Origin of the sequence: Streptomyces ardesiacus (assembly GCF_003112575.1) — a bacterium.
GTDB lineage: Bacteria > Actinomycetota > Actinomycetes > Streptomycetales > Streptomycetaceae > Streptomyces > Streptomyces ardesiacus.
The window spans coordinates 1,220,484-1,233,360 of record NZ_BEWC01000001.1 but is presented as its reverse complement, the minus strand read 5'-3'; the positions used below and the strand labels follow the sequence as shown (position 1 = coordinate 1,233,360).

The 12,877-nt window shown below is 74.7% G+C and carries 11 protein-coding genes; 2 read left to right on the top strand and 9 right to left on the bottom strand.

All coding sequences use genetic code 11. The features are described 5' to 3' along the window. Positions 1-30: 30 nt before the first annotated feature. From Sdi02f_RS05370 to Sdi02f_RS05350, 5 genes are all read right to left on the bottom strand, one after another. On the bottom strand, positions 31-399 hold the full coding sequence (locus tag Sdi02f_RS05370; protein ID WP_030401326.1) for a hypothetical protein: 369 nt from the start codon (positions 397-399) through the stop codon (positions 31-33). Positions 400-597: 198 nt separating this feature from the next. Beyond that, on the bottom strand, positions 598-3,972 hold the full coding sequence (locus tag Sdi02f_RS05365) for a pyruvate carboxylase (protein ID WP_031185020.1): 3,375 nt from the start codon (positions 3,970-3,972) through the stop codon (positions 598-600). A gap of 151 nt (positions 3,973-4,123) precedes the next feature. After that, complete coding sequence (locus tag Sdi02f_RS05360; protein ID WP_108932767.1) at positions 4,124-5,125, bottom strand: ACP S-malonyltransferase; 1,002 nt, start codon at positions 5,123-5,125, stop codon at positions 4,124-4,126. Then, positions 5,122-6,408, bottom strand: coding sequence for a beta-ketoacyl-[acyl-carrier-protein] synthase family protein (locus Sdi02f_RS05355; RefSeq protein WP_108932766.1), 1,287 nt, complete (start codon positions 6,406-6,408; stop codon positions 5,122-5,124). The genes Sdi02f_RS05360 and Sdi02f_RS05355 overlap by 4 nt, the downstream gene beginning before the upstream one ends. Continuing rightward, positions 6,405-6,683: an acyl carrier protein gene (locus tag Sdi02f_RS05350; protein WP_030401330.1), complete on the bottom strand. Its 279-nt coding sequence runs from the start codon at positions 6,681-6,683 to the stop codon at positions 6,405-6,407. The genes Sdi02f_RS05355 and Sdi02f_RS05350 overlap by 4 nt, the downstream gene beginning before the upstream one ends. 459 nt (positions 6,684-7,142) lie before the next feature. Between Sdi02f_RS05350 and Sdi02f_RS05345 the strand changes: the two genes are divergently transcribed. After that, positions 7,143-8,036, top strand: coding sequence for a CAP domain-containing protein (locus Sdi02f_RS05345; protein ID WP_108932765.1), 894 nt, complete (start codon positions 7,143-7,145; stop codon positions 8,034-8,036). Positions 8,037-8,051: 15 nt separating this feature from the next. Here Sdi02f_RS05345 and Sdi02f_RS05340 read toward each other — a convergent pair whose 3' ends face one another. Beyond that, positions 8,052-9,374, bottom strand: a complete 1,323-nt coding sequence (locus tag Sdi02f_RS05340) for a sensor histidine kinase (protein WP_108932764.1) — start codon at positions 9,372-9,374, stop codon at positions 8,052-8,054. Then, positions 9,371-10,060, bottom strand: coding sequence for a response regulator transcription factor (locus tag Sdi02f_RS05335; RefSeq protein WP_167458121.1), 690 nt, complete (start codon positions 10,058-10,060; stop codon positions 9,371-9,373). The genes Sdi02f_RS05340 and Sdi02f_RS05335 overlap by 4 nt, the downstream gene beginning before the upstream one ends. Positions 10,061-10,096: 36 nt before the next feature. Here Sdi02f_RS05335 and Sdi02f_RS36250 point away from each other — a divergent pair, with 36 nt between their 5' ends. Then, positions 10,097-10,672 (top strand): hypothetical protein, encoded by a 576-nt coding sequence (locus Sdi02f_RS36250; RefSeq protein WP_245962137.1) that lies wholly within the window; start codon positions 10,097-10,099, stop codon positions 10,670-10,672. Positions 10,673-10,696: 24 nt separating this feature from the next. Here Sdi02f_RS36250 and Sdi02f_RS05320 read toward each other — a convergent pair whose 3' ends face one another. Continuing rightward, entirely contained in the window at positions 10,697-12,397 is a 1,701-nt protein-coding gene (locus tag Sdi02f_RS05320) for a cellulase family glycosylhydrolase (protein ID WP_108932762.1), read from the bottom strand. A gap of 155 nt (positions 12,398-12,552) precedes the next feature. Then, positions 12,553-12,819 (bottom strand): hypothetical protein, encoded by a 267-nt coding sequence (locus tag Sdi02f_RS05315; RefSeq protein ID WP_031087756.1) that lies wholly within the window; start codon positions 12,817-12,819, stop codon positions 12,553-12,555. Positions 12,820-12,877: the final 58 nt, after the last annotated feature.

The following is a 12,877-nucleotide window of genomic DNA, read 5'->3' as shown; positions in this document are numbered from 1 at the left end:
CTCGCGCACGCCGTGCGTGAGGGCCGGCCCTCACGCCGCGCGCGCCCGGTCCGGCAGCGCGCGCAGCGGCGCCGCCGGGGTGCGGGCGGCACTGACCCGGTAGGTGATCCGGTCCGGGTCGGCGAGCGGTTCGCCCAGCGTGATCCGGCCCGCGGCGTGCAGCGCGTCGCACTCGGCGGTGGGCAGCGCGACGTAGCAGCCGCCCCGGCCGGTGGCGGAGTCCAGGGGACGCCAGTAGCTGTATCTGCGGCGTCCGTCCGCCCGCACGGTGACGAAGACGGGTGTGCGCGCGTCGGTGACGACGCGCAGGACCTCGGTCTCGGCCGCACCGGGCCGGGCGGGGCGCCCGGCGCCACGGAGGCCGGGGGTCTGCGGACGGGCGGCGACGGTGAGCGGCATCGGCGGTGGCCTTTCCAGGTCAGTGACTCGAGAACGCCTACCCGGTCCGGCCGGAGTTGATCTCGACGGAACCGCATTCTTCAGTACGGCACTGACAACGGCCCCGCCGGGCACCCCGACAGGGGCGCCCGGCGGAGGGGTGACGCGCCCGCGCCGGTGCGGGGCGCGGCACCGTCCGGACCGAAGGGGCCCGTTTCCTCAGGCGAGTTGGACGAGCAGGTCGCCGCCCTCGACCTGCTGGATGCGGTTGATGGCGAGCCGGGTCACCGTGCCGGACTTCGGCGCGGTGATGGACGCCTCCATCTTCATCGCCTCGATGGTGGCCACGGTGGCCCCGGCCTCCACCTCGTCGCCCTCGGCGACGGCGAGGGTCACCACCCCCGCGAACGGCGCCGCGACGTGACCGGGGTCGGCCCGGTCGGCCTTCTCCGTCACCGGGACGTCGGTGGCGGCCGACCGGTCGCGGACCTGGATCGGACGGAGCTGGCCGTTGAGGGTGGACATCACGGTGCGCATGCCGCGCTCGTCGGCGTCGCCGACGGCCTGCAGTTCGATGAGCAGCCGGACGCCCGGGTCGAGGTCGACCGTGTACTCCTTGCCCGGGCGCAGCCCGTAGAAGAAGTCCTTGCTGTCGAGGACGCTGGTGTCGCCGAACGAGGCCCGGTGGGTGTCGAACTCCCGGGCCGGGCCGGGGAAGAGGAGCCGGTTGAGCGTGGCCCGGCGGTCCTTCTCCAGGCCGTGGCGGTCCTCCTCGGCCAGCTCGGCGAGCGGCTTGGCCTCGGCGCGGCCCCGCAGCGCCCTGGTGCGGAACGGCTCGGGCCAGCCGCCGGGCGGGGTGCCCAGCTCGCCGCGGAGGAAGCCGACCACGGAGTCGGGGATGTCGAACCGGTCGGGGTCCTGCTCGAAGTCGGCCGGGGAGACCCCGGCGCCCACCAGGTGCAGGGCGAGGTCGCCGACGACCTTGGAGGACGGGGTGACCTTGACCAGGCGGCCCAGCATCCGGTCGGCGGCGGCGTACATCGCCTCGATGTCCTCGAAGCGGTCGCCGAGGCCGAGCGCGACGGCCTGGGTGCGCAGGTTGGAGAGCTGGCCTCCGGGGATCTCGTGGTGGTAGACGCGGCCGGTCGGGGAGGCGAGGCCCGCCTCGAAGGGGGCGTAGACCTTGCGGACGCTCTCCCAGTACGGCTCCAGGTCGCCGACGGCCTGGAGGTCGAGGCCGGTGGGCCGCTCGGTGTGGTCGGTGGCGGCGACGATCGCCGACAGGGAGGGCTGCGAGGTGGTCCCGGCCATGGACGCCACCGCTCCGTCGACGGCGTCGGCGCCGGCCCGGATCGCGGCCAGGTAGGTGGCGAGCTGGCCGCCGGTGGTGTCGTGGGTGTGCAGGTGCACCGGCAGGTCGAACTCCCGGCGCAGCGCGGCCACCAGGGTCTCCGCGGCCGGGGCGCGCAGCAGGCCGGCCATGTCCTTGACGGCCAGGACGTGGGCCCCGGCGTTCACGATCTGCTCGGCGAGCCGCAGGTAGTAGTCGAGGGTGTAGAGCCGCTCGGCGGGGTCGGAGAGGTCCGCGGTGTAGCACAGGGCGACCTCGGCGACGGCGGTGCCGGTCTGCCGTACGGCCTCGATGGCGGGGCGCATCTGCTCGACGTCGTTGAGGGCGTCGAAGATGCGGAAGACGTCGATGCCGGTGGCGGCGGCCTCCTGCACGAAGGCGTCGGTCACCTCGGTCGGGTACGGGGTGTAGCCCACGGTGTTGCGGCCGCGCAGCAGCATCTGGAGGCAGATGTTGGGTACCGCCTCGCGCAGCGCGGCCAGCCGCTCCCAGGGGTCCTCGGCGAGGAAGCGCAGGGCGACGTCGTAGGTGGCGCCGCCCCAGCACTCCAGGGAGAGCAGCTGGGGCAGGGTGTGGGCGACGGCGGGCGCCACGGCGAGCATGTCCTTGGTGCGCACGCGGGTGGCGAGCAGCGACTGGTGGGCGTCGCGGAAGGTGGTGTCGGTGACGCCGATGGTGGCCGACTCGCGCAGCCTGCGGGCGAAGCCCTCCGGGCCCAGTTCGGCCAGCAACTGCCGGGATCCGGCCGGGGGTTCACCGCTCGGCACCGTCGGCAGCTTGGTCAGCGGGTCGATCAGTTCGGGGCGTTCGCCGTGCGGCTTGTTCACGGTGACGTCGGCGAGGTAGGTGAGCAGCTTGGTGCCGCGGTCGGCGGAGTGCCGGGCGGTGAGCAGGTGCGGGCGTTGCTCGATGAACGACGTGGTGACCCGGCCCGCCTGGAAGTCGGGGTCGTCCAGGACCGCCTGGAGGAAGGGGATGTTGGTGGCGACGCCGCGGATGCGGAACTCGGCGACCGCGCGCCGGGCCCGGTTCACGGCGGTGCTGAAGTCCCGTCCCCGGCAGGAGAGTTTGACCAGCATGGAGTCGAAGTGGGCGCTGATCTCCGTACCGGCGTGGGTGGTGCCGCCGTCGAGGCGGATGCCGGAGCCGCCGGGCGAGCGGTAGGCGCTGATGCGGCCGGTGTCCGGGCGGAAGCCGTTGGCCGGGTCCTCGGTGGTGATGCGGCACTGCAGGGCGGCTCCGCGCAGGGTGATGTTCTCCTGGGCGAGGCCGAGGTCGGCCAGCGTCTCGCCGGCGGCGATGCGCAGCTGGGACTGGACCAGGTCGACGTCGGTGACCTCCTCGGTGACCGTGTGCTCGACCTGGATGCGCGGGTTCATCTCGATGAAGACGTGGTTGCCGTCGCGGTCGACGAGGAACTCCACGGTTCCCGCGTTGCGGTAGCCGATCTGCCGGGCGAAGTTCACGGCGTCGGCGCAGATGCGTGTCCGCAGGTCCGGGTCGAGGTTGGGGGCGGGCGCCAGCTCGATCACCTTCTGGTGGCGGCGCTGGACCGAGCAGTCCCGCTCGAAGAGGTGGACGACGCCGCCCTGGCCGTCGGCGAGGATCTGCACCTCGATGTGACGGGGTTCGACCACCGCCTTCTCCAGGAAGACCGTGGGGTCGCCGAAGGCGGAGGCGGCCTCGCGGGAGGCGGCCTCGACGGCCTCGCGCAGCTGGGCGGGGTCCTCGACGCGGCGCATGCCGCGCCCGCCGCCGCCCGCGACCGCCTTGACGAAGACGGGGAAGCCGACGTCGTCGGCGGCGCGCACGAGTTCGTCCACGTCGGTGGAGGGCGCGGAGGAGCCGAGCACCGGTACGCCCGCCTCGCGGGCGGCGGCCACCGCGCGGGCCTTGTTGCCGGTCAGTTCGAGGATCCGGGCGCTGGGTCCGACGAAGGTGATGCCGGCCTCTTCGCAGGCCCGGGCGAGCGCGGGGTTCTCGGACAGGAACCCGTAGCCCGGGTAGACGGCGTCGGCTCCCGCCCGGCGAGCGGCGCGGACGATCTCCTCGACGGAGAGGTACGCGCGCACGGGATGCCCCTGCTCCCCGATCTCGTAGGCCTCGTCGGCCTTGAGCCGGTGCAGCGAGTTGCGGTCCTCGTGCGGGAAGACGGCGACGGTGCGCGCGCCGAGCTCGTAGCCCGCCCGAAACGCACGGATCGCGATCTCACCGCGGTTGGCGACCAGCACCTTGCGGAACATTCTTGATCCCTTCAGCCTGCCGGGTGACGAGACCATGGTGTCGGCGCCGCCCTCGGTACGCCATGTGAGCCGGGCCACTCCCGGTTCCGTCATGAACCCGTGCCGCGGCCGTCGGGTCAAGGGGTCGCGTGCGGCGAAGGACGCCTTCCGCTCAGCGCAGCGCCGCGGCGAGGCGGTGGCGGATGCGGTCGAGTCCGGCCGGGGTGCGGGCGGGCGCGGCGGTGGTGCAGCCGGGCAGGCCGGCCCGGGCGAGGGTGCTCAGCAGTGCCCGGGGGCCGCTGTCGAGGTAGGTGGTGAAACCGGCCCGGCGCAGCGCGTGCAGGGTGCGGTGGAGGGCGAGGGGCTCGGTGAGGTGGGCGGCGGCCACGGTGCGCAGGTGGGCCGGGGTGCGGGCGGGTCCGGCCGTGGTGGCGCTGTAGACGGCGAGCGTGGGCGGGGCGACGCGCTGGGCGCGCAGGAGGCGCCGGAAGACCCGGTGGACCCCGGTGAGCAGGGGGTGGTGGTAGGCGGTGCGGCTGGTGAGCGGGGTGGCACGGCGGCCGAGCGCCCGAATGGTGCTCCTCAGGGCGGCCAACTGCTCGTCGGGACCGGCCAGGACGGTCTGGCCGGGGGCGTTGCGGGCGGCGATGCGCACCTGCGGCAGGTTCTCGGCGCGCAGCAGGTCCGTCGCCTGCTCGTCGGTCAGGTCGGTGGCCAGCAGGCCCGCCGCGGGCAGCGCGGCCTCGCGCAGCATCCGGTCGCGGACGTGCAGCAGCCGGACCCCTTGTTCGAGGGTGATGACCTCGGCCACGGTGAGCGCGGCGAGGTCGCCCACGCTGTGGCCGAGCACCGCGTGGACGGGTGAGGCGGCGAGGTCGAGCAGGAGGGTGGCGGAGGCGACCACGGCGGCGTAGGTGGCCAGGTCGAAGCCGAGGGGGTCGGTGCGCACGAGCCGGTCGGGGTCGGGTGCCGCGGGGTCGGTGAGGAGGCGGCCGACGGGGGTGCGGGGGCCGCCGAGCGCGGTGCTGTGGGTGTCCACCGCCCGCAGCACCCGTGCGACGCAGGGGACTTCGCCGAGGTGTCGCAGGGCGCCGGGAAGGTAGGCCCCCTGGCCGGGGCACATCAGCACGGTGCGCGGTGTGCCGCCGGCCGGGGCCGCCGGGTCGTTGCTCATGAGGCGTCGGCGAAGGCGAGCGCGACGTTGTGCCCGCCGAACCCCATGCTGGTGGTGACGGCCGCGAGGGGCCCCGGGGCCAGCGCCGCGGGGCTGCGGCCGACGACGTTCAGGCCGATCTCGGGGTCCACCCGTTCGAGGCTGCAGGCGGGCGGCGCGGTTCTCTCCCGCAGGGCGAGGACGGTGAGGACGGCCTCGATGGCTCCGGCGGCGCCGAGGGTGTGCCCGAAGGCGGCCTTGGTGGCGCTGACCGCGATGTCGTCGAGTCCTTCGGCGAAGACGCTGTGCAGGGCCTGGGCCTCACCGAGGTCGCCGAGCGGCGTGGAGGTGGCATGGGCGTTGACGTGCCGGATCTGCCCCGGGCGGAGTCCGGCGTCGTGGAGCGCTGCGTCGACGGCGGCGGCGCAGCCCGTGCCGCCGGGCGCGGGCTGCGCCACGTGGTGGCTGTCGTTGGTGATGCCCGCTCCGGTCAGCCGGCCGTGGACGCGGGCACCGCGGGCCGCGGCGTGCCGGGCGCTCTCGACGACGAGCATGCCGGCGCCCTCCCCCATCACGAAGCCGTCCCGGTCGGCGTCGAAGGGCCTGGACGCCCCCTTGGGGTCGTCGTGACGCCGGGAGAGGGCCCTCAGCCGGGCGAACCCAGCCAGGGCCAGCGGGTGCAGCGCGGCCTCGGCACCCCCGGCGACCACGATGTCGGCACGGCCGTCCCGGATCATGCCGAGGGCCTGGGCGAGGGCCTCGGCCCCCGAGGCGCAGGCGCTGACCGGGGTGTGCACCCCGGCCTTCGCGCCCACCATCAGTCCCACCTCGGCGGCCGGGTGGTTGGGCAGCATGACCGGGATGGTGCGCGGGCTCACCCGCCCCGGGCCCCGGGTCTCCAGCCTGCGGTTCTGCTCCAGGATGCTGGTGAGCCCGCCCAGTCCGACCCCGACGATCACGGCCACCCGCGAGCCGTCCGCCGAGAGCGCCGCCACGTCGGGGAACCCGGCGTCGTGGACGGCCTCCCGGGCGGCGACGAGGGCGAACTGCGCCGCGCGGTCGCAGTGCGCGGCCTTGGCCGACGGCAGCGCGGTCGCGGGGTCGACCGCGGCGGGGGCGGCGAGGTACACCTGCGCGGGCCCGTCCGGCTCCGCGAAGTCGACCCGCTCGACACCGCACACGCCGTCCAGCAGGGCCCGCCAGGTGGTGGGCACGTCGCCGCCCAGCGCGGTGGTCAGACCCAGTCCCGTGACGACGGCGGCCCGGTCCTCGGGGGCGGGGTCGGCCGCGTGCCGTGGGCTCACGCGGTGCCGCCCGCGGGGACGTCGACGGCTTCGGCGAGGTGGGCCGCGATCTGCCGCACCGTCGTGAGCCGCTCCGCCTGTTCCTGCGGCACCTCGATCTGCCAGCGGTCCTCGATCGCGGCGACCAGCTCCAGTCTGGCCAGCGAGTCGACGCCCAGGTCGTCCTGGAGGGAGGAGTCGGGGTCGATCTCCTCCACGGCCAGGTCCTCGACCGTGGCGGCCAGCAGGTCCCGCACTTCGTCGAGCAACTGTCGTTCGTCAGCGGTGGACGGCATGTCCGGTTCCTCCTCGGTCCGTGCACGGCGCGCCCGGGGTGGGCGGGAGGACCCGGTGGCCCGGGCGCGCCTGCGGTGCCCGGCGACCTGCCGGTTGCACGCCGACAGGCTGTCCGGCCGTCCGGCGCGGCAATCGCCGGGCCGGGAGTGACGGCGGAGCGTCGGGGGCACGCCAGGGGGGCCGGTGGACACCCGTGTCCGCCTTTCACTGTGAAGCGCCCCGTCGCGGACCGAGGGTGGCGGGCGGCGGGTGCGTAAGGGGCGGGTGGGGGCGCCGCGGTTCCTCAACGGACTTTGGCGGCTCCTTTAAGGCTTTCTGAAGATGACCTTCGAACGGCCGTTTCCCCGCCGGGCGGGTCCTAGGCTCTCGCACACCCCCCACGGTCCCGGTGGGCGCGCTCGCGTCCACCGGGTACGGGGGGCTCCGTCAGCCGACCGACAAGCCGAGGTGTCCTGCCCATGGGTTCCCGCCGAGCCGCTCGCCCGTCCCGCTCCCACGCCCGTCCCCGTGGCGGGCTCAGGACCCGCGGCGGTGCGCTGGCCCTCGGCGCCGTCGCCCTGACGGCGGGCGTCGGGATCACGCTGGCCGTCACCGACGGCGACGACGACGGCGGTGCCTCGGACCGGGTCGCGTCCGCGGCCGACCGGGCGCCGAACGCCGAGGACGCGGCGGGCGGTGCGGCGCCGCTCGCGTCCGCGTCGGCGAGCCCGAGCGTCACGGCGAGCGCGTCCCCGAGCGGGAGTACGGGGCCGAAGAAGGAGCCGGAGAAGTCGGCGAGCCCGACGGCCGGCACCGCCGAGGCCCCGGCACCGGTCTCCAAGGCCCCGGTCGAGGCCACCAGGAAGAGCGCCGGCGGCTCGGGCGGCAGCCGGTCGGGCAGTGGCGGCGGCTCGGGGGCGGACTCGGGCTCCGGGGCGGGTTCCGGATCGGGCTCGGGTTCCGGATCCGGCTCGGGCTCCGGTGCGAGCGGCGGGGCGGAGGCCCAGGTCCTCGCGCTGGTGAACGAGGAGCGGGCCGCGGCGGGCTGCTCTCCGGTCACCGCGAACGACAGGCTCACGCGGGCCGCGGACGACTACAGCGACGTCATGGCGAGCAGCGGCGTGATGTCCCACACGGGCCCCGACGGCTCCACCATGGCGAGCCGGGTCGAGGCCGCCGGCTACCAGTGGTCGACGTTGGGCGAGAACATAGCGCGGGGCCAGGCGGACGCCGCCTCGGTGATGGACTCCTGGATGAACAGTCCCGGCCACCGCGCGAACATACTCAACTGCTCCTTCAAGGAACTGGGCGTCGGCGTGCACTTCGGCGACGGCGGCCCCTGGTGGACCCAGGACTTCGGCACCGGCCGCTGAGTCCTCGTCGGCCCCTCACCGCTGCGCGGCGCCGCCCGTGTCCGCCAGCGCGAACGACACCGCCACCCGCGCGCCCCCGAGCGGCGCACGGGTGATCACCAGTTCGCCGTCCGCCGTACGGGCCGCCCGGGCCACGATGTCCAGGCCGAGCCCGGTGGATCCGCCGACGCTGACGCCCCGGGTGAGGGCCGCCCCGGGATCCGCCACGCCCGGCCCGGCGTCGTCGACCGTGAGGAGCACGTGCCTCTCCCGCCGCTCCACGCGGACGAGGAAGCGGGTGCCCTGCGGGGTGTGCCGGAAGACGTTGCCGATCAGGGCGTCGACGACGGCCGCGAGGTCGTCCTCGGGGAAGGCCACGGGGGTCGGGCGCGGGGTGAGGGAGCGCTCGAAGGGCCGCTCCTGCTGGGTGGCGAGGACCGACCAGAAGTCGAGGCGCATGGCGACCACCTCGGCGACGTCGCAGGGCTTCGCCGTGCCCGCCCCGGCCCCGGCGAGCTGCGCCGACGCCAACGGGGTGCGCGCCGCCGCGATGATCGAGTCCAGCTCGCGTTCGAGCTGCCCCGCCGCCTCCGTGACCCGGCGCGCGCTGGGCGTCGCGCCCATCCGGTCGGCCTCCAGGTAGAGGGCGGTCAGCGGGGTGCGCAGCCGGTGCGAGAGGTCGGCGACCAGTTCGCGTTCGACGGCCAGCAGGTCGACGACCCGGTCCGCCATGGTGTTGAACGCCGCTCCGGCCTCCTGCAGCTCGGGCGGGCCGTCCGGTGCCACCCGGACGCCGAGGTCGCCGGAGCCGAGGGCGAGCGAGGCGCGCTTGAGGCTCCGGGAGGAGCGCACCACCCGGGCGCCGAGCCGGTCGGCGACCAGCACCGAGCCGCTCACCAGGCCGACGGCGAGCAGGGCCATCACGCCCCACGAGGCCGCGACGCCCCGGGTGAGGTCGGCGGCGGGCACGTACGCCTCGACGACCGCGACCCGCTCGCCCCGCAGGACGACGGGCTGGAGGTACGCCCAGCCGTCCGGGGTGTCGACGGCGAGGGTCTCGCGCCCCCGTACGGCCCGGTCGAGCGCCTCGTCGGGGGCGTGCGGGCTGCCGACGAGACCGCCGTCGGGCAGCCGCACGGCCAGCTGGTCCATGGAGCCGAGTTCCGCGACGGCCTGCTGGACGTCGGCGCGCCGGGTGGTGAGGGCGAGCACCGGGGAGAGGGCCGCGGCGCGCTGCTCGGCGGCGGTGGTGACCCGGTCGCGGGCCTGTTCGCGGACGAGGAGGGCGAGCGGGATGAGGAACGAGAGCGCCACCATGGAGGTGACGGCCAGGGCGATCCCGGCGAGGGCACGTCTCACGGCGCGCTGACCAGCTTGATGCCGATGCCCCGCACGGTGTGGAGGTAGCGGGACTTGCGCGCCTTCTCCCCCATCTTGCGGCGGAGCGCGGAGAGGTGGACGTCCACCGTCTGGTCCTCCACGTACGGCTGCTGCCACACCTCGGTGAGGATGCGCCGGCGCGAGATGACCTGGTCGGCGTGGGCGGCCAGGTAGGCGAGGAGGTCGAACTCGCGCCGGGTGAGGGGAAGTTCGCGGCCGGCGAGGTGGGCGGTGCGCGCGGTGGGGTCGATGCGCAGGTCGGCGACCTGGAGGACGGGCGGGCGCGCGGTCCGCGGGCCGGCGGGCGCGGAACGGCGCAGTACGGCGGCGAGCCGGGCCGCGAGCTGGCCGCCGGAGAACGGCTTCACCAGGTAGTCGTCGGCCCCGGCGTTGAGCAGCCTGATGATCTCGGTCTCCTCGTCCCGGGCGGTGGCGACCAGCACCGGGACGCGGGATATGCCGCGGATCATCCGCAGCACGTCGAGCCCGTCGAGGTCGGGCAGCCCGAGGTCGAGCACGACGATGTCGGGCGGGCTCTGGGTGATGTCGCGCAGCGCCTCGAAACCCTGGTGTGCGGTCTTCACCGCGTAGCCGTGTCCGGTGAGGACCTCGATCAGCGCGGCCCGGATCACAGGGTCGTCCTCGACGACAAGTACGGAGGCCATGGGCAGGCACGTTAGCCGGTCCGTCACTATGGTGTCGTGTCCCGCCTCCTGCGCTACCTGCTCATCTGGCTGTCCTGCACGGCGGCCAGTGTCACGGCCGTCATCATCACGATCCACTTCGTGGTGGGCTCGACCCGGCCGACCGCGCCGGTCGCGCAGACGGCGCCGAAGGAGCTGCCGGACCCGCCCCGGCCGACCGTGTCCAAGACCGTGACGGCCACGCCCGGCCCGTCGCCCACCCGCCGGGCGCCGAGCCCGGCGCCGGCCCGCACCAGCCGGGAGCCGTCCGCGTCGCCACCGGCTCCCACACCGACGCCGAGCCCCCGCACCACCGCCCCGCGGCCCCCCGCGGCCGGGGGCGACCCGGGGTGCGAGGAGGGCGGGGCGGGTGTGTACACGGTGCCGTCCGAGGGCGGCAAGGCGACCGTGCGGTTCGGCGGCGGCGGGGTGTGCCTGATCTCGGCGGTGCCCAACCAGGGCTTCACGGTGAGTACGGAGCAGAGCGCGCCGCAGACGCTGAAGGTGACCTTCGCCGCGAGCCGTCACCGCTCGGAGATCACCGCGACGACCCAGCCGCAGAGCCGGGCCGACGTCCGCGAGGTGTCGTGGTGACGTTCCTCACCCCCGCCCCCGGCCCTACGTCGTGGCGCAGGAGGTGCCGTTGAGGCTGAACGCGCTCGGGGCGGTGTTGACGGCACCCTTGTGCGCCGTGAAGCCGAGGGTGACCGTGCCGCCGGCGGGGATGGTGGAGGTGTAGGAGGCCGGGGCGACGCTCACCGCGCCGGCGTTCTGGGTGGCGGTGCCGCCCCACATGTTCGTGAGGGTCTGGCCGTCGGCGAAGGCGAAGGCGAGCGTCCACGGGCCGACGGCGGTGCCCGCGGTGTTGCGGACGGCGATCTCGCCCTGGAAGCCGCCGGGCCACTCCCCCACGACGCGGTACCCGACGGCGCAGGCACCGCCCGGAGTGCCGCCGCCCTCCTCGGTGGTGACCTCCACGGCGGCGGAGCGGGCGGAGCGGTTGCCCGCGGCGTCACGGGCGTAGACGGCGAAGGTGTACGGGGTGGCGGCGGTGAGACCGCTCACGGTGGCGGTAGTGGTCGTCGAGGAGGCGACCTGGGTCTCGGTGCCGTCGCGGAGCCGGACGACGTCGTAACCGGTGACCGCGGTGTCGTCGGTGGCGGCGGTCCAGCCGAGTGTGACGGAGGTGTCCGTGACCGCGGTGACGGCCGGGGTGCCGGGGGCCGTGGGGGCCTGGGTGTCGTCCGGGGCACCGTCGCCGTAGACGGTGGCCTCCTTCGAGGTCTGGGCGATGCCGTTGACGCCGTGGAAGATGCGTTCGCCCCAGTCGCTGAGCCGGCTCGGGTCGAAGTCGATCGCCAGGTCGAGGACCGGGTCGGTGTTGCCGCTCCAGGACCAGGCCAGGTAGCCGAGTCCGAGCTGCTCGGCGGTGGCCGTCACGGTGTCCTCGTCGGGGTCGCCGTACTGGTCGGCGGGGCCGCCGAACTCGCCGACGACAATGGGCAGTCCGGCGTCGACGAACGCGTTCAGGTAGTCGGTGATCTCCTGGGCGGTGTCGAAGACGCTGTACATGTGGATGGAGAAGATCAGGTTGCCGGTGGGGTCCGCGTCGTGGACGGTCCGGGCGTTGGCGCGCATGACGCCCTGCCAGTCCTGGCCCCAGTTGGGCGCGTCCACCATGAGCGTGTGCTGGAGTCCGGCGGCGCGCAGCTTCTTGACCGCGGCGACGGTCGGTTCGGTCCAGCCGGCGGGGTCGGTGTTGCCCCAGGGCTCGTTGCCGATGTTGACGACGACGTAGTCCTCCTGGCCGGCCAGCACGTCCTTGAGGCCGATCCAGTAGTCGGCGGCGTGGTCGAGGGTGCCGGCCGCGGCGTCCTCGCCGTATCCGGTGGTGTCGTGCACCTCCAGGACGCAGATCAGCCGGTTGGCCTTGCACTGCTCGATGACGGCGGCCACGTCCTCGGGGCCGTTCTCGCTCCAGCGGTGTCCGTCCGACAGGACGACCCTGACGCTGTTGGCACCCAACGCCTTGATGTCCGCGAGCGACTGCGTTTCGCCGGGGTACCAGGTGTGCGCGTGGTTGACCCCGCGCATGACGAAGTCGTTGCCGTTGCCCTCCAGCAGCCGGCCCCCGCCGATGTGCAGGCCCACCGCCTGCGCGCCGGGCGACTGGACGCCGGCCCGGGCTCCGGGCGACTGGGCCACGGCCGCCCCCGGGAGGAGGGCGCCGGCGACCACCAGCCCGATCAGGGCGAGCCCGGTCAGCAGGCGGGCGGAGAGTGCCCGGGGTGCGGGTGTATCGCGTCTTGCTGTGCGCACGGCGACTCCAGGAGGGGGTAGTGCGGACAAGGGCGATGACGGAAAGAGGCGTGGGAGCGCTCCCACACTGACCCCATGTAACTCATTACGCCGCGTACACGTCAAGACGTCGGACAGAAAACGCTTGCCCCCGGGACCCCCCGCGGGGTGTCGCGTCAGGGCACGTCGCCCCGCCAGTCGAAGCGGCGCGCGTCGCCCGGCCTCGGGGTGTAGGAGGCGTGGCCGCCCGGGCCGTAGCGGCCTATCTCCGTCGCCAGGACCACTCCGCGCTCGCGCTCCTGTGCCGTGAGGTCCGTGACGTCCAGCAGCAGGCCGTCCAGGGGCCCGCCCACCAGGTGCGCGTAGGCGCGACCGGCGCGCGGGCCGGGGTTGTCGTGGTCGGCGCCGTAGACCCTGCCGCGCATGAACTCCACCTCATCCATGGTGCGAAGCCTCGCATCCGCCACTGACAACGGCTCCCGCGCCGGGCGGCGGGCCGTC

What these genes read in the sequence shown, in the direction of transcription:
- Sdi02f_RS05345 (WP_108932765.1), top strand. Translation starts at nt 7,143, where the DNA reads ATGGGTTCCCGCCGAGCCGCTCGCCCGTCCCGCTCCCACGCCCGTCCC.
- Sdi02f_RS05360 (WP_108932767.1), bottom strand. Translation starts at nt 5,125, where the DNA reads ATGAGCAACGACCCGGCGGCCCCGGCCGGCGGCACACCGCGCACCGTG.
- Sdi02f_RS05370 (WP_030401326.1), bottom strand. Translation starts at nt 399, where the DNA reads ATGCCGCTCACCGTCGCCGCCCGTCCGCAGACCCCCGGCCTCCGTGGC.
- Sdi02f_RS05365 (WP_031185020.1), bottom strand. Translation starts at nt 3,972, where the DNA reads ATGTTCCGCAAGGTGCTGGTCGCCAACCGCGGTGAGATCGCGATCCGT.
- Sdi02f_RS05350 (WP_030401330.1), bottom strand. Translation starts at nt 6,683, where the DNA reads ATGCCGTCCACCGCTGACGAACGACAGTTGCTCGACGAAGTGCGGGAC.
- Sdi02f_RS05335 (WP_167458121.1), bottom strand. Translation starts at nt 10,060, where the DNA reads ATGGCCTCCGTACTTGTCGTCGAGGACGACCCTGTGATCCGGGCCGCG.
- Sdi02f_RS05315 (WP_031087756.1), bottom strand. Translation starts at nt 12,819, where the DNA reads ATGGATGAGGTGGAGTTCATGCGCGGCAGGGTCTACGGCGCCGACCAC.